The organism is Pseudomonas sp. NFACC51 (assembly GCF_900103575.1).
GTDB lineage: Bacteria > Pseudomonadota > Gammaproteobacteria > Pseudomonadales > Pseudomonadaceae > Aquipseudomonas > Aquipseudomonas fluorescens_Q.
In genome coordinates this window covers 15,842-40,816 of sequence record NZ_FMXH01000020.1, presented here as the reverse complement: position 1 = coordinate 40,816, position 24,975 = coordinate 15,842, and the positions used below count along the sequence as shown (strand labels likewise).

20 protein-coding genes and 1 pseudogene are annotated in these 24,975 nt (G+C 58.4%); 11 read left to right on the top strand and 10 right to left on the bottom strand.

Annotated features, from left to right (window positions below):
- Window positions 1-41 precede the first annotated feature (41 nt).
- From BLT00_RS28150 to BLT00_RS28140, 3 genes are read right to left on the bottom strand one after another with little or no spacing between them, the layout of a single operon-like run.
- Window positions 42-1,652 carry a GMC oxidoreductase gene (locus BLT00_RS28150; protein WP_092147993.1) on the bottom strand — a complete coding sequence of 537 codons (1,611 nt, stop codon included), beginning with the start codon at window positions 1,650-1,652 and terminating at the stop codon, window positions 42-44.
- A 17-nt stretch (window positions 1,653-1,669) separates the two neighbouring features.
- On the bottom strand, window positions 1,670-3,457 hold the full coding sequence (locus BLT00_RS28145) for a thiamine pyrophosphate-binding protein (RefSeq protein WP_092147990.1): 1,788 nt from the start codon (window positions 3,455-3,457) through the stop codon (window positions 1,670-1,672).
- Window positions 3,454-4,179 carry a ThuA domain-containing protein gene (locus BLT00_RS28140; RefSeq protein WP_092147988.1) on the bottom strand — a complete coding sequence of 242 codons (726 nt, stop codon included), beginning with the start codon at window positions 4,177-4,179 and terminating at the stop codon, window positions 3,454-3,456. Before BLT00_RS28140 ends, BLT00_RS28145 begins: the two co-directional genes overlap by 4 nt.
- Window positions 4,180-4,575: 396 nt before the next feature.
- Between BLT00_RS28140 and hisD the strand changes: the two genes are divergently transcribed.
- From hisD to BLT00_RS32660, 3 genes and pseudogenes are all read left to right on the top strand, one after another.
- Window positions 4,576-5,859 (top strand): histidinol dehydrogenase, encoded by a 1,284-nt coding sequence (gene hisD, locus BLT00_RS28135; RefSeq protein WP_092147986.1) that lies wholly within the window; start codon window positions 4,576-4,578, stop codon window positions 5,857-5,859.
- Between the two features lie 177 nt (window positions 5,860-6,036).
- Window positions 6,037-7,293, top strand: a pseudogene (locus BLT00_RS32665) (HAMP domain-containing protein); the annotation flags it as partial.
- A 102-nt stretch (window positions 7,294-7,395) separates the two neighbouring features.
- The gene (locus BLT00_RS32660; protein WP_371856970.1) at window positions 7,396-8,151 is read left to right on the top strand and encodes a methyl-accepting chemotaxis protein; all 756 of its coding nucleotides are present in this window, start codon (window positions 7,396-7,398) and stop codon (window positions 8,149-8,151) included.
- A 141-nt stretch (window positions 8,152-8,292) separates the two neighbouring features.
- On the opposite strand, the gene BLT00_RS28125 is transcribed toward BLT00_RS32660, so the two are convergent.
- The 4 genes from BLT00_RS28125 to BLT00_RS28110 form a co-directional block, all read right to left on the bottom strand.
- Complete coding sequence (locus BLT00_RS28125; RefSeq protein ID WP_092147979.1) at window positions 8,293-9,372, bottom strand: ABC transporter ATP-binding protein; 1,080 nt, start codon at window positions 9,370-9,372, stop codon at window positions 8,293-8,295.
- Window positions 9,373-9,377: 5 nt separating this feature from the next.
- Window positions 9,378-10,169: an ABC transporter permease gene (locus BLT00_RS28120; RefSeq protein WP_092147976.1), complete on the bottom strand. Its 792-nt coding sequence runs from the start codon at window positions 10,167-10,169 to the stop codon at window positions 9,378-9,380.
- Window positions 10,170-10,200: 31 nt separating this feature from the next.
- Window positions 10,201-11,136, bottom strand: a complete 936-nt coding sequence (locus tag BLT00_RS28115; protein WP_092147974.1) for an ABC transporter permease — start codon at window positions 11,134-11,136, stop codon at window positions 10,201-10,203.
- Window positions 11,137-11,341: 205 nt separating this feature from the next.
- The gene (locus tag BLT00_RS28110; protein ID WP_256572632.1) at window positions 11,342-12,553 is read right to left on the bottom strand and encodes an ABC transporter substrate-binding protein; all 1,212 of its coding nucleotides are present in this window, start codon (window positions 12,551-12,553) and stop codon (window positions 11,342-11,344) included.
- Window positions 12,554-13,096: 543 nt separating this feature from the next.
- On the opposite strand from BLT00_RS28110, the gene BLT00_RS28105 reads away from it, so the two are divergent.
- Window positions 13,097-14,302, top strand: a complete 1,206-nt coding sequence (locus BLT00_RS28105; protein WP_092147968.1) for a thiamine pyrophosphate-dependent enzyme — start codon at window positions 13,097-13,099, stop codon at window positions 14,300-14,302.
- A 49-nt stretch (window positions 14,303-14,351) separates the two neighbouring features.
- Window positions 14,352-14,573: a twin-arginine translocase TatA/TatE family subunit gene (locus BLT00_RS28100; protein ID WP_092148180.1), complete on the top strand. Its 222-nt coding sequence runs from the start codon at window positions 14,352-14,354 to the stop codon at window positions 14,571-14,573.
- Between the two features lie 28 nt (window positions 14,574-14,601).
- Here the strand turns inward: BLT00_RS28100 and BLT00_RS28095 are convergent, their stop codons facing one another.
- Window positions 14,602-15,468, bottom strand: a complete 867-nt coding sequence (locus tag BLT00_RS28095) for a transcriptional regulator (protein WP_092147965.1) — start codon at window positions 15,466-15,468, stop codon at window positions 14,602-14,604.
- A 716-nt stretch (window positions 15,469-16,184) separates the two neighbouring features.
- Here BLT00_RS28095 and BLT00_RS28090 point away from each other — a divergent pair.
- The 4 genes from BLT00_RS28090 to BLT00_RS28075 all read left to right on the top strand — a co-directional run bounded on the left by BLT00_RS28090 (window position 16,185) and on the right by BLT00_RS28075 (window position 20,740).
- Window positions 16,185-17,177 carry a glycoside hydrolase family 3 N-terminal domain-containing protein gene (locus BLT00_RS28090; RefSeq protein ID WP_256572633.1) on the top strand — a complete coding sequence of 331 codons (993 nt, stop codon included), beginning with the start codon at window positions 16,185-16,187 and terminating at the stop codon, window positions 17,175-17,177.
- Window positions 17,113-18,186 (top strand): glycoside hydrolase family 3 N-terminal domain-containing protein, encoded by a 1,074-nt coding sequence (locus BLT00_RS28085; protein ID WP_256572799.1) that lies wholly within the window; start codon window positions 17,113-17,115, stop codon window positions 18,184-18,186. The genes BLT00_RS28090 and BLT00_RS28085 overlap by 65 nt, the downstream gene beginning before the upstream one ends.
- Window positions 18,187-18,200: 14 nt before the next feature.
- On the top strand, window positions 18,201-19,085 hold the full coding sequence (locus BLT00_RS28080; RefSeq protein ID WP_092147956.1) for a sugar phosphate isomerase/epimerase family protein: 885 nt from the start codon (window positions 18,201-18,203) through the stop codon (window positions 19,083-19,085).
- A 68-nt stretch (window positions 19,086-19,153) separates the two neighbouring features.
- On the top strand, window positions 19,154-20,740 hold the full coding sequence (locus tag BLT00_RS28075; protein WP_092147953.1) for a GMC family oxidoreductase: 1,587 nt from the start codon (window positions 19,154-19,156) through the stop codon (window positions 20,738-20,740).
- A 375-nt stretch (window positions 20,741-21,115) separates the two neighbouring features.
- Here BLT00_RS28075 and BLT00_RS28070 read toward each other — a convergent pair whose 3' ends face one another.
- The gene (locus BLT00_RS28070; RefSeq protein ID WP_092147950.1) at window positions 21,116-21,508 is read right to left on the bottom strand and encodes an ester cyclase; all 393 of its coding nucleotides are present in this window, start codon (window positions 21,506-21,508) and stop codon (window positions 21,116-21,118) included.
- Between the two features lie 290 nt (window positions 21,509-21,798).
- Between BLT00_RS28070 and leuC the strand changes: the two genes are divergently transcribed.
- Window positions 21,799-23,220, top strand: coding sequence for a 3-isopropylmalate dehydratase large subunit (leuC, locus tag BLT00_RS28060; RefSeq protein WP_092147944.1), 1,422 nt, complete (start codon window positions 21,799-21,801; stop codon window positions 23,218-23,220).
- Between the two features lie 3 nt (window positions 23,221-23,223).
- Window positions 23,224-23,832: a 3-isopropylmalate dehydratase small subunit gene (leuD, locus tag BLT00_RS28055; protein ID WP_092147941.1), complete on the top strand. Its 609-nt coding sequence runs from the start codon at window positions 23,224-23,226 to the stop codon at window positions 23,830-23,832.
- 38 nt (window positions 23,833-23,870) lie between these two features.
- On the opposite strand, the gene BLT00_RS28050 is transcribed toward leuD, so the two are convergent.
- Entirely contained in the window at window positions 23,871-24,797 is a 927-nt protein-coding gene (locus BLT00_RS28050) for a LysR substrate-binding domain-containing protein (RefSeq protein ID WP_092147938.1), read from the bottom strand.
- Window positions 24,798-24,975 lie beyond the last annotated feature (178 nt).

Sequence of the window (24,975 nt, the reverse complement as noted above, 5' to 3'; positions counted from 1 at the left end):
TGTGGAAATACCCTGCGGCTGTTTTCAGGTGGGTTTGCCGGTCAACCCGGCAGGCACTTGAAACTGGCTGCAACCCGCAGGGCATTGGCAGCGATGGTCAGCGCCGGATTGACCGCAGCCGAAGAGGGGAAGAATGAGCTGTCGACCACCCAGACGTTGTCCAGGTCATGCAGCTTGCAGTTCACATCCAGTACGCTTGAAGCGGGATCCTTGCCCATGACGGCGGTACCGCATTGGTGCGAGTTGGTGGCGATGCCCATCCGTGCCCTGAGAATCAAGGGATAACCTGCCTGACGCATGACTTTACTGGTTTTGCTTACCAGGCCTTCATGGGCTTTGAGGTTGTTCGGCGTCCAGAGCACTTTGATTGCATCCCGTTGCCTGTCGTAAATGACCCGGTTGTCCTGTGTCGGTAGATCTTCCGAGGTCAGGTACAAGTCGACGCTATGGTCCGTAATGTAGCGCGAGGCGAATTTTGGAAGCCATGGGCGCATGGCGCTGATCATCGGCTCGCGGATCTTCCCCAGCATCTGCACATTGCCAAGCGGATACGGATTTTGCGGACTGGCGCGGTACCAGTCGTTGAGGGCAAGGGTCTTTTGAAAGGTCACCTTGTTTTTGCGCCGCGGGTCTACTGCGAGCATGAACGTGCTGTTATGCACCATGTAGTTGCGACCCACTTGCCCCGAGCTATTGCCCAAGCCCTCAGGGTGATGCTCGTTCGCTGATTTGAGCAACAGGGCGGCGGTGTTCACCGCTCCGCACGCCAGGACGAATCGTTTCGCACGAAGTGTCACGTCGCGGCCAGCGCTGAGCCCATGGGCCTCTGTCACCGTCCGACCGTCCGCGCCTGTTCTCAGTTGTTTGATCAGGGTACGGGTCAACAACTTGATGTTCGGGCTGCGCAGGGCCGGCCTCAAGGCGCTGACTTCAGCATCGGCCTTGGCGTCCACGAGGCAAGGATATCCATCGCAGGTCGAACACAATACACAATCACCGCCGTCGCCATAATCCACGGCCGCAGGCATCACGAACGGCTTGAGCCCTGAACGGCGCATGCTCTGCTCCAGTGGCACCAGCGCCGGGTCATGTTTGAGCGCAGGCTGGGGAAAAGGGCCCGAGCGCCAGGGGTCGCTGGGATCCGAGCCCGCCGAGCCGTGAACCCGATAGAGTTTTTCGGCTTCGGCGTACCAGGGTTCCAGGTCGGCGTAACGGATGGGCCATGCCGGGGACACGCCTTCGGCATGCTGAATTTCGGCAAAATCCTCTTCACGGAACCGGGGCAGCATGGCGCCATAGAATTTGGTGTTGCCACCGACGTAATAAAAGACCCCGGGGGAAAAGGGTTGGTTGGATTTATCCAGCCACTGCTCGGCATTGCGATAGCGGCCTTCGGCGAACACCGATTCGGCGCTCCAGTTCTGTATTTCACGGGGCAGGAAATCTCCCCGTTCGACGATAACGATGTCCAGCCCGCTATCGCGCAGGGCATGGGCAAAGGTCGAACCGCCCATGCCCGAGCCAATGATCACTACGTCACAGTTGATATTGCCATCTGCATCAGGTGTCACCACGTCGAGGGCGCGCTGATGGCGCGGCGCCCCCGGTTGTGGATTCAGCTTTGCATGATGCGAAATCAATGCATCACTCATTTAAGCCGCTCCAGGTTTTACAGGTGTTGTTCGGAGTTCCGGATTTGCCAGTACTCGTCCTGACGTTCGTCGGTGATGTACTCAGGAATCGGGAAGTCCCACCAGCCTGGGACCCAAGGGCCTGCGGCGTCGCGATCGGTCGGGATTTCGATCAGCACCGGCACGTTCAGGTCCAGGGCTTCCTGAAGGGTCGGCTCGAGATCCTCAGGGCGCTCCACACGATAGGATTTCAGGCCGAAGGCTTCGCCGACGGCTTTGAAATCCGGGCTGTAGGGCGTGCCGTCCGGATGGTTGAACTCGGTGCCGATATGGCGGCTGGTTTGCTTGCGCTGGCCACCACGGATCGACATGTACCCGGCGTTGTTCTGGATCATGAACACAACAGGGATGTTGTTGGTCACGCAGATCGCAATTTCCTGGGAGGTCATCAGGAAATCGCCGTCGCCCAGGATGCATACAACCGGTTGGTTCGGCGCCGCCAGCTTGGCCCCGATAGCCGCCGGGACGGCCCAACCCATGGAAGAGAATCCGCCAGAGGTCAGGTGGGTGCGCGGGGTATAGACAGGAAAGGTCTGTTTGACTGCCCCTTGAGTGTTGCCGGACCCGACCACCACGATGGTGTCACGGGGGAAAACCTTGCGCAGCGCGCCCAACGGACGTTGAGAGGTAAACGGGAAACGGTCGGAGTCACGGCGGCCGGCCAGTTTGGTTTCCCATTCCTCTTGATAGCCGCGCAGGTCGCTCATGTACGCCTGGCGATCCACCGTCTGGCCTTTCAAGCCTTCCACGATATGGGCCAGCGCGTACTTGGCGTCGGCACAAATGCCCACGGTCACCGGGTAATTCTTGCCGATCTCGTGCGGGTCGATGTCGATGTGGATCAACTTCGATGGCGGAATTGCAAAGGTCACACCCTTGGCATAGCTGGAGGACGACCAGTCGGTAAAGCGGCAACCCACAGCGATAATGACATCGGCGGTGGAGGCCACTTTGTTGCCGCACATCGTGCCGGTTTGACCGACGCTGCCGGCGAACAGCGGATGATCCTCCGGGAAGCCGCTTTTACCGTTCCAGGTCGTGACCACGGGTATTTTCCAGGCTTCGGCCAGGGCAAGCACTTCGGCGCTTGCCTCCCCCGTGATGACGCCGCCGCCGATCACCAGCACCGGGCGTTTGCACGCTTTCAATTCCTCAACCGCGCGGGCCGTAGCCGCCGGGTCCGGGAAACACTTGCCGATGGGGGTGCGTTCTTCCAGGGTGTGCAGGGTCACGTCAGCCGCTTCGGCCTGAACGTCCATCGGTATTTCAAGATGAACCGGACCCGGGCGACCAGTGACCATCGCGCTCCAGGCACGGTGCATCATGAAGGGCAGATCTTCGACGCGGGTGGCGACCCAGTGGCGCTTGGTGACAGCCTCAGCGATTTTGGGGAAGTCGTTGTCGGTGTAGCGTTCCAGCTCTTGCAACAAGCCATGGCCGCGCATGTGCGTGGGTGGCCCGCCGGTGATCAGCATCAGGCTAGTGGAGTCGGTGAAGGCCGTGGCCATGCCGATCACGGTGTTGGCGGCGCCGGCACCGATGGAAGTGACGGCGGCCATCGGCTTGCCAGACACCCGGTAGTAACCATCCGCGAGATGAACCGCACTCTGTTCGTGGAAGACCTGGATGAATTTGAGTTTCGAGTCTTCTTCGAGGAAGGCGTCGGTGAGGGTCCAGATCCCGTGGCCCGGGATGCCAGCGACGTATTCGACGCCGTAATTTTTCAGGGTTTGGGCCACGATCTGGCTGCCGGTCAATTTAGTCATGACAGGACTCCTTGGGTTGATGAAAGTGTGGTGGATACGGTGGATTTACCGGTGTTTGCCGTGCGCCCACGGGTTGCCCAGTTCAGGCCCTGTTTAGTCAGGCGGCGGATGTTCGGGTCGGCCAGGTTGCTGGTGTCGTGTCCGATCGAGTGATAGAACACTCGGCCTTCGCCCCACTGACGAACCCAGGCGACCGGGCTGCGATTGCCCTTGATCCAGGGGAATGGGTTGCCGTCGAACGTGGTTTCGGCCAGCACATGAATGTTCGGGTCAACCTGCATGTAGTACTGCTCGGACCGAACCTCGAAATCCTCGACGCCCTGCGTGACCTCATGGGTGCGATCAATGATGTTGACCTGGTAAGGATGGGGAAACCCTTCGCCCATCGGGTGCTCAAGAAACGAGCCGCCCAGTACCCAGTGGTACTTGAGGCTGGCGCGAAATGCCGCGCCGGCGCCGTGCCAACCCACCAGCCCGGTGCCGCTTTCGATCGCTTCGAGCAGGCGGTTCTCCTGTGAAGCGGTCAGCGTTTCCGTGGTGACCGCATTGTTCCAGCCGATCACGATCAGGTCGTAACCGGTCAAGTCCCTGTCCAATGTGAAGATGTCGGTCGACTCTTCAACGTCGAAATCCAGCTCCTGGAAAACGGTCCGTGCCCATGCCGCGATTTCGTAGGGGAAATGGCCGGGCCAGCCACCGTACAGATACAAGACTCGACTCACGGTTGATCACCTCTTTAGGTTGGGTGTGATTATTAAGTTATACGTATAACCGTTTATTTAAGCTATCACTCAAAACCGAGGTGTCAATCCCTTGATCGCTTTTTTAATGTGAAAGCCTAATGATTGCTCGTGGTTAAGACGTGAATCGACGATTCAGCAAGGCTTCCGGGCGAATTCGCTCGGGAGATTTTTCATGATAAGAGGTTATACGAATAACAGCGTGGCCGTGCTAGAGCGGTCAGCGCTTGCACGAGTGCTTCAGCATTGCGTCTGTCCTGCGTCAGATCGCGTCATCAATAGGTAGGCTGCGAAATTGCCCGGGGCAGGGGGGTAGGAAAAGATGGATGTCAGTGCGAGTGCATGCCGCGTGCATCAAGAACTACCTGGAGCAAATTGATGATTCGTTATCTGAAAAAAAGTAAGCCTGTCGAAGCTCAAGCCGAGATCGCTGCCCAAGTCCGCGATACGGTCGAGCAGATCATCGCCAATGTCGCCAAGAACGGAGACGTCGCCGTTCGGGAATACTCGAAGCAGTTCGATAAGTGGGACCCGGTCTCTTTCCGTCTGAGCGATGAAGAGATCGCCGCGTGTGTGGCAAGCCTGTCGGAGCAGGAAATCGGTGACATCACCTTTGCCCAGGCGCAAGTCCGCCGCTTTGCCGAAGTGCAAAAAGCCTCGATGCATGATGTGGAAGTCGAAACCCTGCCGGGCGTGATCCTGGGCCATCGCAATATTCCGGTGAACTCCGTGGCCTGCTACATCCCCGGTGGAAAATACCCGCTGCTGGCGTCGGCGCACATGAGTGTGCTGACCGCCAAGGTGGCGGGGGTGAAACGCGTGGTCGCCGCGGCGCCGCCGTTCGACGGCAAGCCGCATCCGGCCATCGTGACGGCCATGTACCTGGCGGGTGCGGATGAGATTTATTGCGTTGGCGGTGTACAAGCGATCTCCGCGTTTGCACTGGGGACCGACACCTTCAAGCCGGTCGACATGATCGTCGGGCCAGGCAATGCGTTTGTTGCGGAAGCCAAGCGTCAACTGTTCGGTAAGATCGGCATCGACTTGATCGCCGGCCCGACCGAAACCCTGGTGATTGCCGATGACAGCAGCGATGTGGAAATCATTGCCGCCGACTTGCTCGGCCAGGCTGAACATGGCGTCAACTCCCCAGCCGTATTCTTGACCAACAGCCCGGAATTGGCAGAAACCCTGCCGGCGGAAATCGAGCGTCAATTGACCATTTTGTCCACCGCCCCCGTCGCCTCGGTCGCCTGGCGTGACTATGGCGAAATCATTCTTTGCGACACCGTGGACGAGATGGTCCAGGAGGCCGACCGGATTGCTTCCGAACACGTGCAAGTCATGACCCGCGACCCGCTCTATTTCCTTGAGCACATGACCAACTACGGCGCGTTGTTTCTCGGAGAGCGGACCAACGTCTCCTATGGCGACAAGGTGATCGGCACCAACCACACGCTGCCTACCACCGGCACCGCGCGCTACACCGGCGGGCTGTGGGTGGGCAAGTTCATCAAGACCTGCACCTACCAACGCGTCCTGACGGATGAGGCCTCGGTGCTGGTCGGTGAATACTGCTCGCGTTTGTGCGGTATGGAAGGTTTCGCCGGGCACAAGGAACAGGCCGATATCCGCATTCGTCGTTACAAGCAATCCGCCTGAGGGCGGCCAATCAGTTATTGCACTTGGCGAGCGGACAGCGAGGAAGGGGTCGTTTCTCGGTGTAGCTGGTCACGCTTACCGTCTTTCCAAGTGTTTTCAGGCTCCCCATTCGGGGAGCTTTTTTTTTGAGCCGTGGAAAAAACGCTTATTCCAGGCTTGAATCAGAGGAGCGGTGCGATGGGTAGCTTATCGATCAAAACGAGAATTACGCTGGCCGCCGGGGGGTGTCTGTTTGCGATGGTGCTCTGTCTGGTGGGTTTTTCGATCCATCAGATGCGCGATACATCGGCCATGGTCAGTCAGTCCAGCACGGAATCGTTGTCTCTGGCGTCCATGCGGTACCTGGAGGCGACGGGGTCTCTGCAGGCCAGTGGCATCGAGCAGCGATTTCGTAGCAGCATGATGTTCACCCGTTCCCTTGCGACCCAGATTGTCATGATGCGCCGTCAGGCCCGTCAAAATGGCTTGGCACCGATGCAGCTGCGTGGCGATCTGTACCGGCTGCTTCGCGCCCAGGTCGCGATTACGCCGGAGATACTCGGGGTCGGCGTCTCATTCGAGCCCAATGCACTGGACGGTGCCGACGCGAGCGCTATCAACGGCGCCGACTTCTCCGGCAATGCCGTCGGCCGCTTCGGGGTGTACGTGTCTTCGATGCAAAACTTCATCCTCGAAGAGAAGGAAATGCAGGATGACGGGGATCCTGCAAAAGAATGGTGGAACTGTCCGAAGAAAACCCGCAAGCCTTGCCTGATCGAGCCGTATTCCTTCCTGCTGAACGATGTACCCACCTTGACCTCCAGCATCGCGATACCGTTGATGGACGGCGGAAAATTCATCGGCGTGGTCAGTATCGATCTGCCGTTGAGCAGCTTGCAAAACATTGCGCAAAAAGCCAGTGCATCGTTCTTCGAGGGGCAAGGACAATTGACCTTTGTCAGCGCTGGCGGTGCTGTCATGGGCCGGAGCGGCGATCCCGCCTCGTTGGGGAAAACCATCAAGGATATTTTCCCGCAACAGGCGGCGGATATGTTCGAGGGGGCGAAGTCGGGCAAAGTCCTGGCAATCGATAGGGCCGGTGACACTCGCGTCATGCTTGTCGTGCCATTTTCACCCATCCCCAATTCGAGCCATTGGATGACCGTCATCGAAGTGCCGCGCGCCACGTTGATGGCCTCGGTTGCGGCGTTGCAGCAAGTCCTGGAGCAATCGAATCGGACGTCGGTGATGGTGCAGGTGGCCACCGGGATTGGCGTCACCGTGGCGGGGATATTGCTGATGGGGTGGTTGGCGGTGAGTGTCACCCGGCCCATCCGCCGGGTGTCCGCGATGCTGGAAAACATCGCCAACGGCGAGGGTGATCTGACCCAGCGACTGAGCGCCGAGCGCCGCGATGAAATGGGCGTGCTGGTGGGTGGGTTCAATCGCTTCCTCGATAAGCTGCAGCCCATCATCGCCCAAGTCAGCCAGAGCGTCCTGGACACGCGCTCCACCGCCGACCAGGCGTCTTCGATCGCCACCCAGACCAGCAGCGGCATGCAGCAGCAACTGCTGGAAGTCGAACAAGTCGCGACGGCCGCCCATGAAATGAGCGCGACCTCCCAAGAGGTGGCGCGAAGTGCGTCCATGGCGGCGACCGCCGCGCGAAATGGCAATGCCGCTGTGCGCTCTTGCAAAAGCACCATCGAGACCGCTGCGCATTCCATCCAGTCGCTGGCGGCGCACATGAGCGGCGCCATGAACGGGGTGCGCCAACTCGCCGACAGCAGTGAGGAAATTGGCAGTGTGCTCGATGTGATCCGCACCATTGCCCAGCAGACCAATCTGTTGGCGCTGAATGCCGCGATCGAGGCGGCAAGGGCTGGAGAGACCGGGCGGGGCTTTGCCGTAGTGGCCGACGAGGTTCGACACTTGGCCCAGCGCACCCAGGACTCTGTGAGTGAAATCCAGGGTGTCATCGAGAGCCTACAGGGCGGCACACGCGAGGTGGTGAATGCCATGCAGAGCCAGCATCGCCAGGCCAATGCCAGTGCCGAGCAAGCCCTGGAGGCTGTCGACGCGTTGGCCAATGTCAGCCAAAGCATCGAGATCATGACGGGCATGAACCTGCAAATTGCCAGTGCGGCCGAAGAGCAGAGCGCAGTGTCCGAAGAGGTGAACCGTAACGTTTCGGCCATCAGGGATGTAACGGGTGAGTTGGTGGGGCAGGCTGATCGATCGGCCCGGATCAGCCACTCCTTGAACGATCTTGCGAACCAGCAACAGAGGCTGATGAATAACTTCAAGGTCTAGGGAAACTGAAAGGCGCTGCGATTGCTGATCAAAAAAAACGCCGGATCATGGGCTTGTTCAAAAGCGCATGATCCGGCGTCGACGTTACGGTTGAACCCGGTGCTGAGTTGGCAGCGGTGGTTGTTCCCGCTCCATCGCCCATCAGGCTGGAATCACCACGAAGCTGTCTGGTTTGCAGGTGAGCGCGACCTCGGCTCCGGGTGGCAGGGCATGGCTGCCCGGGGTAGGCAGTTGTTGGCACTTGAGGTCCAGGGTGCCGCCGGCCACCGCCACGCGGTAAATGACGCGGTTACCGATGAACGATGTGTCTTTGACTTTTCCGGCGAATGCCCCGTCGGCCAACGGCGTGCCTTGAGCGGCTTCAAGGCCGATGGTTTCGGGACGGATCGACACATTGACCGGCCCGGCCCCCAGGCTGTTGCCGGCCGCGTGAGCGTAGCGACCGAAGGGTAGATCGACATAGCCGCTGCGGGTGTCGCCCAACCCGTAGGTGCCGGCGACGATGTTGGTGTCACCGAAAAACTTCGCGGCGAACAACGTGCGCGGCGACCAATACATCTCTTGTGGCCCACCGATCTGCTCGATGCCGCCCTTGTTCAGCAGCACGACGCGGTCGGACAGGATCATCGCCTCGTCCTGGTCGTGGGTCACATACACGAAGGTGGTCGATGTCTCCTCGTGGATTCGCTTGATCTCGTTAAGCATGTGGTGGCGAATCTTCAAGTCCAGTGCCGCCAACGGCTCGTCGAGCAGCAACACGGCGGGACGGTTCACCAATGCCCGGGCCAGCGCGACACGTTGTGCCTGGCCGCCACTGAGCTCGGAGATCCAGCGATTCTTGAAACCTTCCAGTTGAACCAGTTCGAGTGCCTTGGTCACTTCACGCTTGATTTCATCCTTGGGTTTTTTCTTCAGGCGCAGCCCGAAAGCCACGTTGTCGAAAACATCAAGGTGAGGAAACAGCGCGTACTTCTGGAACACCATGTTGACGGGGCGGTGTTCAGGCGCCAGGGACGTGGAGTCCTTGCCATCGATCACGACTTTGCCGGTGGTGGGTTCTTCGAAGCCCGCGATAATGCGCATCAGTGTGGTCTTGCCGCAGCCGCTTGGGCCCAACAAAGTGAGGATTTCGTTGCGTTTTACGGTCAGGTCGACTTTGCCGAGGGCGGTCAGGTTGCCGTAGCTCTTGGAGATTCCGGTCAGTTCAATGCTATTGGTCATGGCGATTACTCTGCAGTTTCAGCACGTTCAAGTTCGAGACGACGACGGCGCAGGGTCATGACCAGGCCGGCGGTGACGATGATGGCGATGGTCACGACCAGCATGAATACCGAGGCGGCATTGATAGTGGGGCTGACGGCGCGACGCATCATCGAAAGAATCATGAGTGGCAGCGTGGTATCGCTGCCGGTGACGAAAACGGTGATCAGGAATTCGTCCATCGAAAGCGCGACCGCGAGGATCGCGGCGCCCGCAATGGTCGGCCCGATGATGGGCAGCGTCACCAGCCAGAACGCCTTGAGTGGGCTGGCGCCCAGGTCTCGCGCCGCTTCCTCGAACGACAGATCGAAGTACTCCAGGCGTGAACGCACGGACTCGACGAAGAACGGGAAAGTGAACAGCGTATGGCCGATCACGACGGTCAGCAGCGAGCGGGGCAAGCCGATCAACGAGAAGAAAATCACCAGCGCGATCCCCAGGAACAGACCGGGGAGGGCGATTGGGGCGAAGTTCATGAAGGCAAAGGCAGACTTGACCCGACCTTTCATGCGCATCAACGCCAGTGCTGAGAACGTGCCCAGCAGCGTGGTGAGCATGGCCGAACCCGCGGCGACGATCGCGCTATTGGTCAAGGCGGTCATGAAGTCCGAACTGCTGAACAGCGCCTCATACCATTGGGTGGAGAAGCCTTCGAACGGGAACGACAGCGAGGCTGACGAATGAAAGCTGAACAACGCGATGATCGCGATGGGCGCGTAGAGGAAAAGCATGTAAACGTAAGTGAATAGTCTGATCATGGCGGTCACCTTGCATTTTTATTGGCGGTGTTCAGTCGTGGTAGCGTTTGCCCGGCGCCAGGTTGGCGGCTCGCAACACGCCCAGCAGCAGCCCATACACCAACATGAAGACCACCAGCAGCAGGTACGCCATCGCCGCTCCCAGCGGCCAGTTGCCGACCGAACGGAACTGGTTGGCGATCACCAGGCCGGTGGTCATGGCGTCCCTGCCGCCCAGCATCTGGGGGGTGACGTAATCACTGGCAGCGAGGACGAAGGTGAACATGAACGAGCTGACGATGCTCTTGTGCGCCATCGGCATGATCACTCGCCACAGAATGGTGTTACCGCTGGCGCCCAGGTCCGCGGCGGCTTCCAGGTAATCCTTCTTGATATCGCGCAAGCCCGATACCAGCAGCAGAAGGGTGAAGGGCAGCATGATGTGGACCAGGGTCAAGACCACCGAAAACTTGCTGAACACCAGCCAGTCCAGGGGCGTATCGACCAGCCCGAGGTGCAGCAGCGTGGAATTGATCACGCCGTTGGTGCCCAGGATCGAGCGCCATGCGTAGACCCGCACCAGATAGCTGGAGAACCACGAGATCAGGGCCAGGTACAGCACGGCGTTGGAGCGCGTCCGATAAACAATGTAATAGGCGACCGGGGCGCTGATGACCGTTGACAGCACCGCGGTCCAGAAACCGTTTTGCAGGGCGATCCACAACGAATCGTAGAACCCATTGGCACTGAGGGCTTTTGCATAGTTGGCCAGCGTTGCGGCAGGCTCCATGCTGAAGGGTCTGGCGGTCCAGAAACTCGCGACGAGCAGCAGCGCCGAAGGAATCAGGAAGAACACCACCAGGAAGAACATCGGGGGTGATGCGAGCAAGTACCCACCCAGGATTTTCTTGTCGATTTTCACCGGCTTACCCGCCTTCGAATCCCTGGCATCGAGAAGGATGGGCTCGCTGTTGTTGACTACGTTCATGATGATTGTGCCTTTGCTTTTTGTTTCGATAACGAGAGCGTCCTGGCGAGCGCATACACGCTAGACGAGTGCTCTTCTGAACCTTGCGAACGGCGTCGACAGGCCACGAAGCGCCATCGAACAGAGAAGAGCGTGTTCGCAAACACGCACTTCGGGTAAGCGTCCGTTCAAGCAGGTCTACGAGTCGGACGAATTGATCCCAGCCCTAGAACGAGCCTTTGAAATTCGCCCACTGATCGATCCATTCGGCATACGTCACATACTTATCGGAGCTCAGAGGTGGCTGGCCGTAGAGTTTCGACTTCTCGAAAAAACTGTCCAGATTCGCGTAGTCAAAGGTGTTTCGAAGGTCTGTCGGAAGCAGTGGCACGGCTTTCGTGTTGACCACGCCGGAGAACATGGTGGTCGCCATTTTGGCCTGGGTTTGCGCTTCGAGCGTCTTGTCGATGAACTCCAGTGCCAGCGGTATATCCTTGGCCGTTTTCGGGATGAACAGCGCATCGCACCAAAGGGCCGCGCCTTCTTTGGGGACCGACAAAGCGGTTTCCACGCCACGCTTTTTGGTCTCGCTCGGCGTGTTGGCTGACGCTGAGAACACCGCATCCACTTCGCCTGACACCAGCAGAGAAACCGCGTCCCCCGAAGAAGCGGCAAAAACCCGGCATTGATCACGGTACGGCTTGAGTTTCTCGAACGCGTCGTCGAACTCGGCGCGCGTCAGGTTGGGAAATTTGTCGCCATAGCCGGCAATGATCGCGATGAGCGACCAATTCGATGTCCCGTCATCGACGAAGGTCAGCTTGCCCTTCAATTTCGGGTCGAGCAGATCTTTGTATTCAGCAGGTTTCTTGACCGCTTTCGGGTTGTAGATGATGGTGTTCATGCCCCACAGCAGGGGCACGCCCCATTGCTTGCCATCCCAGTACCAGCGGCTGCCTTTGTAGAACAGCGGGAGGATATTTTCCGCTGAGTAGTTGGGGATCCTCGAGGTGTCGATCTCCTTGAGCAACCCCATTTCCTGATAGATGGTCTCGTAGCCCAACGCGTACATGGTCAAGTCAAGCTGCACGGGATCGGAGCCGGCCAAGCGGGCCGTAATGTCGTCCTGGTTGCTGGCATAGCTGGAACGGACGGTAATGCCACGCTGCTTGCGCCATTCGGCCAGTTCGGCGTCACCGGTTTCACCTTCCCAGCCAAGGATTTCCAGGTGCCCACCCGCGGCAGCAAATGCGCTGGGCATGAACGAGCCCATGTACAACCCGGCGGCGGAGGCGGCAGCCCCTAGCAAAAGTGTGCGGCGCTTCAAGCTGATCGAATCCAGATCAATGCCGGTGAGTCCATAACCCGTGTTTGTGTCTTTTTTCATTTCGAGTTCCTGCCTGGGTGGTTTTTGTGAAAACGATTGGGCGACTTGCAATGGCTCTGGCCCGGCTGGTTCCCCGGGCAGATCCTTTTGTATGCAGTCCTGTAGATCGGCAGTGTTATGGCCAGCATTGTTTCCATGAGCTGGGGAGGTTGGCGGTGCTGACATGCCCGTTGAGAACATCGCGCACTGGGTCTCCACTGGTCCGATTGACTCTTCCTTGGCTGGGCGGCGCCGCTTTACTGAAAGTTGCAGGTAAAGGCTTGAAGCGGCGCGCCCAGCGCTTGATAGGCTCGGCTTGTTGTTTTCATGGATCGAGTATTGGCCTGGCAGGCAGGGCACTCAATTTCGCAGCGCCTATAAAAGCGACGCACTATGACGCATCGAAGTGACCTAATCGGCGCAGCTGACGCGCCATGACACGTGTGCTTCTTGAGCAGGCGAGGGATGCGGGGCATCTGCGTCAACGTGCGTCTCTTTTGCCCTCGGTGCGAAATTGAGCGGTGCCAGGTGTGGGCGAATACTCCCGTGGCGATCCTGAAAAGGGCGGAGGTGCATTCGCCCTTCACGCCTGCGCTTGATTGATTGGAGTGTCTTGTGAAACTCACGGGTGGGCAGATTGTTGCGAAAGCGCTGAAAGCGAATGGTGTCGACTATGTGGCCGGCATACCGGGTGACGGCTCATGGTCCCTGGTAGAAGCGCTGCTGACAGCCGGCACGGATGTCCCTTTCATTCAAGTCATGCTGGAGCCAAGCGGTGTTCATCTTGCCGACGGATATTTTCGCGCCTGCGGTCGGCCGATGGCTGTTTTGCTGGCGGGCCCGCTGGGTATTTCGACGGCGCTGGGTGCAATCGCCGATGCGTCGGCGCAATCATCAGCCATGCTGGTCATCAGCGCAGATGACGCTAAGTGCGATGATGACAGGCTGGTAACCGCCTCCGGCGGCGTCACGAAAGAACACCGGCGGGTCTCGCAGATCGAACAGTTGCCGCAGGCCCTGCGTAAGTCCTTCGATACGATGTTCAGTGGACGCGTAGGTCCGGCTAGTCTGAATATTCCGGCGGCCGTCCAGGACGTTTCGATTGACGTCAGCCTGGCACCCGCCACCTTGCGCGCCAACAGCGAAGTACCGCGGGTAGGTTCACGGCTGAACATAGTCGCTTTGCCTCAGGGGGCGGCGGCGGGCGGGCTCGACGACAGCGCCAGTGACGTCTCGCCCTTGACGGTCCACAGGCCTTTGGCTGCGTTGCGCTCGATCCTGGAGAAGGAAGCCATCCTGGTGGTGGGCGTCGGGCCCCTTCAGGCCATCGCCCGCCAGGTGTTTCCCCTCTACCATTCGGGCACCCGCCTGTGCGCCGCCAATGTCGGCGCGCAGGGTTGGGCGGTGCCCGCGGCGATTGGCGCGAAGCTCGCCATGCCGGCGCGCCAGGTGGTGTGCGCCGTGGGCGGTGGCGATTTCTTGCAGTCGATGCAGGAAATGGCCGTGTGCGTGATGCACAGCATTCCCGTGGTATTCCTGGTGTTCAACAACAGTGGCGGGGTGACAGTGGGCGACATGCAAACCCCTGCGCTGGAGCAGCACCGTACCGGTGAGTTCAACCTGCCGGATGGCAAACCTTATTCGCCCGACTTCGCCGGTATTGCCAGGAATTTTGGCCTTGATGCCTGGCGGGTGGAGCACGCCTCGCAACTCGATTCGACGTTTACCAGGGCGCTCAATAGCAAGGGGCCGTCGTTGGTGGAGGTGATGATTGCACGGGATTCTCCTGCGAATAACGACGTCTGCGGGAACCATGGCTGACCTGTTGCAGGACGGCCTCACATCAAAACTTCTGAAGAGGGATCACGCGATGGGTATTTTGGACTGGAAGCACTGGATCGTCATTTTGGTGGTGGTTGTGCTGGTCTTCGGCACTAAAAAACTGAAAAACCTGGGGGCCGATGTTGGCGAGTCGATCAAGGGGTTTCGCAAAGCCATGAATGACGATGAAGAGCCCACGCCGGCGCCCTTGCATCAAGCTGATGCTGCGGAAGCACCCAGGACCCTCGACGGGCAGCCTCGTCAGGTCTGACTATTGACGAGGCGGTTGTCCCGCCGCCTCAGTCCTGGCCGCCCCACACGATAGTCGCGTTGTCACCGGTCATGTATTCGCGCACTTCCAGCGGCAGTGACTGATCGCTGGGCAACACGACGGTTGCATTGCGCAAGTGGTGCTTGCGGATCTTGCCCTTGTCCACGAGCCCCAGTGCCATGCGAGTGGAGAAGGGTTGGCGGAATGAGGATGACGCCACCCCGGTGACCAGGCCGAAGAGGAACCGGATCGGTCGGCGATGCTGCGGCGTCAGAATGGAAAACGTCATCTCGTTACGCTGCTTGCCTTCGAAGTCCACCAGGAACAGGCGGTCGCCGAGAAGCAGGCAAAAACCATGATAGGTGAACGAGTAGCCGATCTTTCCGCTGCCATCGAGCAAGGGGAAGCGTTCTACCGTGACGTACTGGACCATGGAGTCGGCGCGATACAGGCACGTGACTGAACGCAGGATTCTTCCCTTGTAGATCGAAGAGTTGTGGTAGCGGTAATAGACGCCCAGATAGTCTTCAAGCAAGTCGGCGGATTGTTTTGCCAATGGCAGGAAATGATTGAATTGCGCCGAGGCACGCAAGGCCGTCGGCAGTTCGTTTTCATACCCCTCGTAAAGTTTCTTGAACTCCGCAGGTGGCCGGAAAAGATCTTCGGCTTCCATCATGAAGTAACGGCCGATCTTCTGAAGAATCTTTTGGGAAGGGACGTGCTGGCCCACCAGGTACTTGTTGAACTGCTGGCGATTGACATCGACCTTGCGACACATGTCCGCGACCGACCGGCAGGACTCCACCAATGTGCTGAGATTTTTTTGCACGTTTGCCTGTAAGTCGCTACGAACCTGCTGGCGCTCGGGGTGCGAGGTGGCGGCAGTTAAAGACATGGGGGGCGTGTCTCCTCGGCTGGGCATCGTGGTCTCGATCTGGTCAGTTCGAATAAGGTGGTGGTTATAGCGGTTATCAGTGGTTATGGGTTAACCCTGCAATAACCTGCTTAAACTCAATCACTTGAATATCTTTTGAAAGGCTCAAGCATGTTTCATGCCGTTACGTGGGCATTCAGTTACAAGTATCAAGCATTGCTGTTGCGTCAGATTGTAAGCGGTACCAGGGCTTGTTCGACAGTCATCGTCGCTCTTGAAAACACGTCGCTTCTGCAGACCTTGGCTAACTGGCCGGGAAACGTCCAAGTTACTCTCGGCCCCAGGCAGTAACACATTGATTTCTGCGGAGTAACACCGGGGGCGAAAGTTTGCGCGAGACGCTAATGATCTTCGCCAAATTGACACTTTTCCGGTGAGTTGCTTCGGTCTGCGTCAGGTTTTGTTGTAGTGCGAAATGGAGAAACAAACCCTCGCCATCGATACTCGCCTCGGTGCATTTGCCATTGCTGATACCCGGCAATGCCCGATGAGTACCATCCATTGAAGTCTTCGAGCTGTATCGAGCGTGCTCGACTTTGATCGGTCTCATGCGTGGCACTCCGCCACGCGTCAATGAAGTTGGGCTTTGGTGCTCAGAATAACGGTGTTGAGGAAAAGCAATGTCTAGCGAACTGCATAGAGCTGCATATTCAGTACTGCTTCCAGCGTTCGGTGATTTGAGCCTGGACGACAATGTTCGGCGTCATCTGAGCCGAGGTGGTGTGTCTATTTTGCTGGGGGAAACCCGGGATGAGTATGTCGGTCGAGACATGAGCCCGGCACGAAAGAGCACCGAGTCCCAGGCTGATTTTGTCAATATCGCTCGAGAAGCGACGACATTGGCCGGTGCACCGGTGCTGATCGCAGTGGATCAGGAGCTCGGCGGTATCGAACGTCTCCACCAATTGGTCCCGACAGTCGCATCCAGGGAACAGCTCAAGGATCTGGGTACACAGGACATCGAACAGCGCTGCTTCGAGATGGCCTGCGTGGCGCGCGGCCTGGGCGTTAATCTGTTCCTGGCACCGATCGTCGATGTCGTCACCGGCGCCAACCCATGGCTGCACAACCGACATCTGGGCGCCGACCCCGTTGAAGTGAGCCGGGTGTCCTGCGCCTTTATCCGCGGGGTGCAGCGCGCGGGCGTCATCGCTACCGCCAAACACTTTCCCGGTCACTACGTCACCGAGGCTGATCCGGCCATCGCTGAAGCCACTGTGCCCGGGCCACTGGAATTGCTTCACGACAACCTTGATGTATTCAAGGATGTCATCGCCACCGGCGTGCTAGCGGTGATGCCAGGGCCTGCCGTTTTTCCGGCGATAGACCCTGATCATTGCGCATCGACCTCATCCAAGGTCATCGGAGTTTTGCGTGACACCCTCGGATTCGATGGCTTGATCATTTCAGATGACCTGGATGCGGTGTCCATCCTCAGGAGCAACTCGATCACGGACACCGCTGTGGCTTCGCTGGCGGCCGGCGCGCACCTGTTACTCGTGTCCAGTGAGTCGGGCCTCGATGCTATTGCTGAAGCCATTGTGGCGGCTGTCCACGACGGAGTGCTCGACCGCCAGGTTCTGCTCGACGCGGCCTCGAAGGTTCGTGAGCTGGCTGCGGCCCATAACACCCCTACAACTCAACGCGGGGTTGACCATGAGCTCGATTGAAAGCAAGGCCTACAGCGTCCTGTTTCCGGTCCTGCTCGATCTGGAAATGAACGACGACGTGCGCAAATTCCTGGGCAGCGGCGGGCGCAGCCTGCTGTTTGGCGAGACCGCGCAGGAATATGTCAGCGGAAAAATGAGCGCGAGCCGCCTGGCCTCGGAGACGCTGGAAAAATGGCAAGGGTTTACCGATGCGGCAATCGAGTTGGGTGGGCCGCTACTGTTGGCGGCAGATGCTGATATTTCTGCCGTCCACCGTCTACAGGGCATCGCGCCTGCGCTTCCCGAACCCGAACGGGCCAGGGCCATGGATGTGGCTGAGCTTGAAGAGGCCTGTTTCCACGTTGCAACGGCAGTCCGAAAGGCCGGTGTGAATTTGCTGCTGTCGCCGACCGCCGACGTGCTGGCTGGCACCAATGTGTGGCTACAGGGGCGAACGCTCTCCGATGACGTAGGCCGGGCCGCGGCCATGGTGGGCGCCTATGTGCGTGGTGTGCGGCGTGCCGGGATGGCCAGCACACTGAAGCACTTCCCCGGACATCCCGTGTTGCTGTGCCAACCGTCGATCGAGGAGGCGGTGGTGACCGAGTCGCTGGACCAGCTGCGCGGCTATTGGCCTGCGTTTCAAGCCGGGGTGAACGCAGGCGCGGACGCGGTGATGATGGGGCCGGCCATTTTCACGGCCTGCGAACCACCCGCTGCGGCCTCCGTTTCGCCTGGGTTGATCGGCCTGCTGCGACATGAGTTGGGGTTCAACGGGTTGGTCATGACCATCGATCTGGACCATCGCTCCACGATCGGCAACTCATCCCTGGGCGAGGTCACGGTGGCGGCGCTGAATGCCGGGGCGGATCTGTTGTTGCTTTCCGCGAAGGCGGTGCCCGAGATTCCGCAGATCGTTGGCGCGATTGTAGCTGCTGTAGCTGCGGGCACCTTGGCGCAGGAACGCCTGGATGCCGCTGCGCTGGCCGTCTCAGCATTGGCCAATCGCCTGGCAAGTTTTGGTTCGTAACGCCTGGAGCTCCCATGAATACTCAAAAAAACATCTTGGCCTTGCACTCCACAGTCGCAAAACACTCGACGTTGGCGATGGACATCGACATTGCGACAACGGTGGGTTTCGATGCATTGGAGATCTATGGCGGCAAACTGGAAGCGTATTTAGCGGCTGGTTATTCCGAGCTGGAACTCAAAGCGTTGCTCAAGGGTATGCCTGTCACAGGGATCGGTTACCTGAGGGACATCGAACGCCAGGGCGCCGAGCGCGATGATCTGCTGAAGGAAGCGGAACGGCTTTTCCAGTTGGCCAACTGGGTCGGAGCCAAAGGCGTTCAAGTGCTCACCGGGCCTATCAATGTCCAGGCGGTGATCGATTACCAGCAGCATGGCAGGAGCACTCACTACACCGGCCTATTGGGTTTGGACGAGGCCGAACAGTGTGCGTTGACCGCCAGAAATCTTGCAGTACTGGCTGATCTGGCCAAGCAGTATGGCGTGCTTCTTTATCTCGAAGCGTTGTCCTGGACGCCACTGAATACGCTGGACCATCAACTGCGGCTGATTGATCTCACCGAACGCGACAACGTCAAAATGGTGATCGATTACTGGCATTGCTTTACGTCCGACGTTAAGCCGCAAGACATCGCGCGTTTGAACAAAGACCTCATTTATGGCGTGCACGTATGCGACTCGCTGCCGTTCGAAGGGAGGATCCCCAACGAAGAAGTACTGCGGGATGTGCCGACGGGCAGCGGCATATTGAATCTGCTTGAGTGGACGTCCGCAGTGAGGGCTACCGGTTACGAAGGATGGTGGAGCTGTGAGCTGTTCTGCAAAAAACAGCAGCAGCAAAACAGTTATGAGGTCGCGAAAGATTTGAAGACGCTTCTGACCCGACTCGTTGGGCTGTAATGCGCTGCTCATTCGAATCCAAAACTCCTCTTTTTCAATGTGCACCCTCTTAAAGGTCTTAAGTCGTCATGGTGGATTTCATCGTAATCGGAGGTGGTTCGACAGGCTGCACAGTGGCATCGCGACTCAGTGAAGATGCCTGTGCGTCAGTGGTTCTTTTCGAAGAAGGGCCACGCGACCGCAACCCCTACATTCATATTCCCGGGGCCTACTACAAAACCGCGCAAGGTCCGCTGCTCAAGCGGTACGCGTGGGAGCCCACCGAAGAGCAACGCCGTGTCGAAACACCGACCATGGTCCAAGCCAGCGTGTTGGGAGGCGGGAGTTCGGTCAATGCGATGATTTACATACGCGGCGTCCCCGCCGATTACGACGGCTGGGTCGAGCAGGGGGCCGCAGGATGGTCTTATGAAGACGTATTGCCGTACTTCAAAAAAGCCGAGGATAACGAACGCTTTTGTAACGACGTCCATGGTGTCGGCGGACCACTGGGTGTTTCCGACCCCATCAACATCCACCCGCTGACCAAAGTGTGGCTGCGCGCTTGCCAGCAATACGGGCTGCCGTACAACGAGGATTTCAACTCCGGCAAACCAGAGGGCTGTGGACTTTATCAAATCACCGCCAAAAACGGTTTTCGAAGCAGTGCGGCAGTGGCCTATCTGGCCCCTGCCAAGTCACGCAAAAACCTGCAGGTGAAGACCGGTTGTCGCGTCATCCGGATTCTGACCGAGGGCAACAAAGCCATTGGCGTTGAATACATCGAGAATGACGTGAGCCACACCCTGCACGCCGAAAAAGAGATCGTGTTATCGGCTGGCGCCATCAACTCGCCCCGATTATTGATGTTGTCAGGTATCGGTCCTGCCGCGCAGCTTGGCAAACATGGCATCAAGGTCGTCAAAGATTTGCCCGGCGTGGGTCAGAACCTTCAGGACCATATCGAAGTGTCGCTCGTCTATGAACTGACAGGACCCCACAGCTACGACAAGTACAAAAAGTGGCATTGGAAAATGATGGCGGGCTTGCAGTACGCCCTGTTCAGGCAAGGCCCAGCGGCCTCCAACTTGATTGAAGGCGGCGCTTTCTGGTGGGCAGACAAAGCGGCAATCAACCCAGACATCCAATACTTCATGGTCGTCGGCGCGGGCATCGAAGAGGGGGTGGATTCTGTTCCAGGGGGCAATGGTTGTACCTTGAACCTGGGCCAGATCCGTCCCAGGTCCAGAGGGTACGTCGAACTGTTTTCAGCGGATCCACTGGCGCCCCCACGCATCGTGCCCAACTATTTTTCTGACCCCTATGACATTGACAGCCTGGTTGATGGTTGCCTGGTGGGTGAAGAGATCATGTCCCAAGCCGCTTTCAAGCCCTACCTTGCAAGGCGTCATGTTCCGGACGAGGCTGTGAAGTCTCGAGAAGCGATGAAGAAATTCTGCCAGGAAGAGGCCCATGCAGCGCTGCATCCTTCCGGGACCTGCCGCATGGGGGTGGATGAACAATCCGTTGTCGCTCCAGATCTCAAGGTGCATGGCATTGAAGGGCTGCGGGTAGCGGATGCGTCAATCATGCCCACATTGATCTCAGGGAACCCTAATTCGGTGTGCATCATGATTGGCGAAAGAGCGGCCGACATGATCAGGAACGGCCAATAGGTCGATACTCAATAGGACACTTCATCGAGGCGCGGCCGTGATAAGTGCATACTGTCATGGCCGTGCCTTTTTGGTTCATGCGTAGTTGCCGATCAACCACAACGTGCAACAAGTACTTAACGCCAATAGCAAAATTCCGCTGAGCATTTTTGCTTTGAGTCCAAGTGAAGGCTTCGTTTCAATGGGCTTGGCCCTGGGATCAAAAGGCTTCAAGCGGAGTCTCGTTAGCTGGCCTGTCGCATAAAACACGCTGTGCATGGCATGTACCCCTTGTGAGTCGTTTCTGCTCAAGTGGAGGCGGACCAGTGCCTCTTTTGGGATGGGAGCAATCTGCATGCCATCGTTGGAGCGGGCTCGTCGGAGTGGGGACATCCGCTACGCTGATCGGAGCTGAGCTTCGATCGCAGTCTTATCGATGACCGACCAGACCTCGCGGATCCTGCCGTCCTCGAACGCGTAGAAGACGTTTTCGGCGAAGGAGATGCGTGTCCCATTCACCGCCAGGCCCAGGAATTCCCCAATCGGCGTGCAATTGAACGCCAGGCGAGCCGCCAATTTAGGTGGGTCGATCACCAGAAATTCAATGGCGAAGCGCAAGTCGGGAATGGCCCGATAATCCGCTTCCAGCATGCTTCGATAGCCGTGCAACCCTAATGGTTTCGCGTTGTGAACCACATCCGGGTGCACAAGATGGCCCAGGTTTTCCCAGTCCTGTGCATTCAGGCAGGCGATGTAGTCGCTATAAAAATCGGCAAGGTTCGGGCTCATGGGGCTGATTCTCCTCATCATGTCTGTTCTTGCTTTTGCGATCCTAGGTCCTGTTGTCATGTCTCATCAAGGCAGTGAGCAGAACAGAAAGTCACCGGCGCAGGCATTGACAATGGTCATCACGTCGCTGAAGAGGCGCCGGTCGAGTTGGCTTGCGCACTGGAGGAGCCCCAAGGCGCACTGATTGTTCACCAATCGTGTTCCATGCCATCGCCTGAAGGCTATTGATGGGCTTTTCATTGAGAATATCCTTCGTGCATCCGTGACCCGGCACAACAGAGCGCATCGTAATGAACAGCCCTCGTACTCTCTACCAGAAACACATCGATAGTCACACCGTCGCTACTCTGGACGATCAGGGGCATGTATTGCTCTACATCGACCGCCAGGTGGCCAACGAATACACCAGTCCCCAAGCTTTCAGCGGGCTTCGCGAAGCGAAGCGGGGTGTCTGGCGTCCTCGCGCGACGCTGGCGGTCGTCGACCATGTCAACCCGACCAGTGCGAACCGTATTGCGGCCATGCCCGATGCCGATGGGGCCTTGCAGGTCTCGTACTTCGAAGAGAACTGCCGGGACTTCGGTATCGAGCTTTTGGATTTGCTGGACAAGCGTCAGGGGATCGAACATGTGGTCGCGCCGGAGCAGGGTTTCATCCTGCCGGGTATGGTGGTGGCCGCGGGCGACAGTCACACCACGACCTACGGGGCCCTGGGGGCGCTTGGTTTTGGTATTGGTACCTCCGAAATCGAGCATCTCCTGGCGACCCAGACGCTGGTCTACAAGCGTCTGAAAACCATGCGTGTCACGGTCACTGGCAAACTGGGCATGGGTGTTACCGCAAAGGACATCATCATGGCCTTGATCGAAAAGATCGGCGCGTCGGGAGCGACCGGCTACGCCATTGAATTCGCCGGTCCTGTCATCAACGCGTTGAGCGTTGAGGCGCGGATGACCATCTGCAACATGGCTGTGGAGGCCGGCGCACGGGGTGCATTCATGGCGCCCGATGAAAAAGTGTTTGCCTACGTCAAATCCAAACCCCGAGCCCCCCAAGGCGAATATTGGAAAGTTGCTGAAAGAAAGTGGCGCGAGCTGTTCACCGACGAAGGCGCGGTGTTCGACCGCGAAATCCTGTTGGATGTGGATGCTCTGGAACCTATGGTGACCTGGGGAACCAGCCCGGACCAGGCATCGTTTGTTGGTGGCAGTGTTCCAGATCCGACGTCCGTCGACGATCCGATCTTGCGCCAAAGCATGCAGCGCGCCTTGACCTACATGGGGCTGGAAGCCGGCATGGCGTTGAGCGACGTGCAGATCAGCCATGCCTTCATTGGTTCCTGCACCAACGCGCGCATCGAAGATTTGCGTGATGTCGCACGGGTGGTGAAAGGCAGGAAAGTCGCCTCGACGGTGCGGGCGATGATCGTCCCCGGATCAACGTTGGTGCGTGCCCAGGCGGAGGAGGAAGGCCTGGCCAGGATCTTCCTCGATGCCGGTTTTGAATGGCGCCAATCCGGATGCTCAATGTGCCTGGCCATGAACGATGACGTACTCGCCCCGGGTGATCGTTGCGCATCCAGCACCAATCGAAATTTTGAAGGTCGTCAGGGGGCGGGCGCACGGACCCACCTCATGAGCCCGGCGATGGTTGCCGCTGCGGCCATCCGTGGCCGCCTGACGGACGTACGCCTGTTGGCCGAGGAGGCTTGAACCATGGAACCTTTTGAGATCGTGACTGGGAAAGCCGCGCCATTGCTCGCGCCTAACATCGATACCGACCTCATCATGCCCAAGCAGTTTCTTAAGGGGATCGATCGGAGCGGTCTGGATAGAGGGGTGTTCTTCGACCTGCGTTTCCTTGAGTCTGGCGAGCCAAATCCCGACTTCATCCTCAATCAACCGGCATGGAGCGGGGCCAGTTTCCTGGTGACAGGGTCGAACTTTGGTTGTGGTTCCAGCCGTGAGCACGCGGTATGGGGACTCAAGCAATGGGGGATTCGTGCACTGATCGGAACCAGCTTTGCCGGCATTTTCTACGACAACTGTCAGCGCAACGGCGTGCTCGTCATACAGCTTTGCGAAGCGCAGCTACAGAGGTTGGTTCGCGTCGTGAACAATGGGGCCACCGCGACGATTAGCGTCGATCTGCCGAATCAGCGGATTTGGCTAAGTGAGGGTTCGATCATCGAGTTCACCCTCGACGCGCTGCGCAAGCAATCGTTGTTATCGGGGCTGGACGCTATCGGCGCCACCTTGCAGCGAGCCGCGCAGATTCGTGATTTTGAAGCGCGACACTACTCAGAAACCCCGTGGTTGAACTGAGTCCACAGAAGCGCTTGCCGACCGCGGCCATCGAGCGCTCAAGCGAGGGAGAGCATTTTGAAATGCGCCTCGAAGAACTCGATGCAGGCCCTTAGCTTGGCTGACTGGCTGACCCGCGTCGGGTAGATGGCCCAGACATCGGCGCTCTGGGCATAGTCAGGCAGCACGTGGACCAGATGTCCGCTTTCAAGCAGGGGCTTCACGTCCCACAAGGAGCGCAGGATGATGCCTACGCCACTCAGCGCCCAACGCAACACAATCTCGCCGTTGTTCGATGAAAGCGGACCACTGACGCGGATCGACTCTTCAATGCCGTCTTTCGTCAGATTCCAGATGCCAAACGCGTTGTTACGCTCCTTGAGCACCAGGCAATCATGCCGGGCCAGATCATCCAGGGACGTCGGGACGCCATGCTTTTCCAGGTACCCAGGGGTTGCACAGAGCACCCTGCGGTTACTCACGAGTTTCTTTCCCAAAAGGTGTTGGGGGAGGTCGTAGCCCACCCTGATTTCGAGATCGAAGCCTTCATTGACGATATCGACCATGCGATCAAACACGTCCAGGCGAATCTCCAGTCGAGGGTACCGCTGCGAAAGCGCGGCGACCGCGGGCGCGACATGGTTGCGGCCAAAACCGAAAGAGCTGCAAATATGCAGGCTTCCCTGCAATTGCTGGCGGGCGTCGGTCAGCTCGCTGATGAAGTCATCCATATCCCCCAGCAGTCGAGTCGCGAAGACGCGGACACGTTCGCCGTCGTCGGTCAATGCGACACGTCGGGTTGTGCGGTGCAACAGCTTCGCGCCCAACGCGGCCTCAAGGACGGAGATTCGCTTGCTGACATACGCTGGCGAAAATCCCAGCGCCTCGGCGGCATTACCAAAGCCGTTTTTGCGGATGACGGTGAGGAACACGCGCAGGTCCTCAGGCAGCAAGGATTGTTCTCGATGGGTAGGTTTGCGTCTCATGGCCTGGATTATTCCAATCATGTTATCGGAGTCAGTTTGCAATGATGCGCTAAAAGTTCATGCAACCCGTTGCCTGTAAATGCTTATCGAGCATATTCCGGAGACAAGCTTTTAGCACGCCCGCCTGGAAATGAAAATTAACGCCGGAGCCTTGGCACGATATTGATTGGATATGGCC

Coding starts and splice junctions, on each gene's coding strand:
- BLT00_RS28115 (WP_092147974.1), bottom strand. CDS start 11,136: ATGAACGTAGTCAACAACAGCGAGCCCATCCTTCTCGATGCCAGGGAT.
- BLT00_RS28150 (WP_092147993.1), bottom strand. CDS start 1,652: ATGAGTGATGCATTGATTTCGCATCATGCAAAGCTGAATCCACAACCG.
- BLT00_RS28120 (WP_092147976.1), bottom strand. CDS start 10,169: ATGATCAGACTATTCACTTACGTTTACATGCTTTTCCTCTACGCGCCC.
- BLT00_RS28100 (WP_092148180.1), top strand. CDS start 14,352: ATGGGTATTTTGGACTGGAAGCACTGGATCGTCATTTTGGTGGTGGTT.
- BLT00_RS28145 (WP_092147990.1), bottom strand. CDS start 3,457: ATGACTAAATTGACCGGCAGCCAGATCGTGGCCCAAACCCTGAAAAAT.
- BLT00_RS32660 (WP_371856970.1), top strand. CDS start 7,396: ATGCAGCAGCAACTGCTGGAAGTCGAACAAGTCGCGACGGCCGCCCAT.
- BLT00_RS28070 (WP_092147950.1), bottom strand. CDS start 21,508: ATGAGCCCGAACCTTGCCGATTTTTATAGCGACTACATCGCCTGCCTG.
- leuC (WP_092147944.1), top strand. CDS start 21,799: ATGAACAGCCCTCGTACTCTCTACCAGAAACACATCGATAGTCACACC.
- BLT00_RS28080 (WP_092147956.1), top strand. CDS start 18,201: ATGAATACTCAAAAAAACATCTTGGCCTTGCACTCCACAGTCGCAAAA.
- BLT00_RS28095 (WP_092147965.1), bottom strand. CDS start 15,468: ATGTCTTTAACTGCCGCCACCTCGCACCCCGAGCGCCAGCAGGTTCGT.
- BLT00_RS28050 (WP_092147938.1), bottom strand. CDS start 24,797: ATGAGACGCAAACCTACCCATCGAGAACAATCCTTGCTGCCTGAGGAC.
- BLT00_RS28075 (WP_092147953.1), top strand. CDS start 19,154: ATGGTGGATTTCATCGTAATCGGAGGTGGTTCGACAGGCTGCACAGTG.
- hisD (WP_092147986.1), top strand. CDS start 4,576: ATGATTCGTTATCTGAAAAAAAGTAAGCCTGTCGAAGCTCAAGCCGAG.
- leuD (WP_092147941.1), top strand. CDS start 23,224: ATGGAACCTTTTGAGATCGTGACTGGGAAAGCCGCGCCATTGCTCGCG.
- BLT00_RS28125 (WP_092147979.1), bottom strand. CDS start 9,372: ATGACCAATAGCATTGAACTGACCGGAATCTCCAAGAGCTACGGCAAC.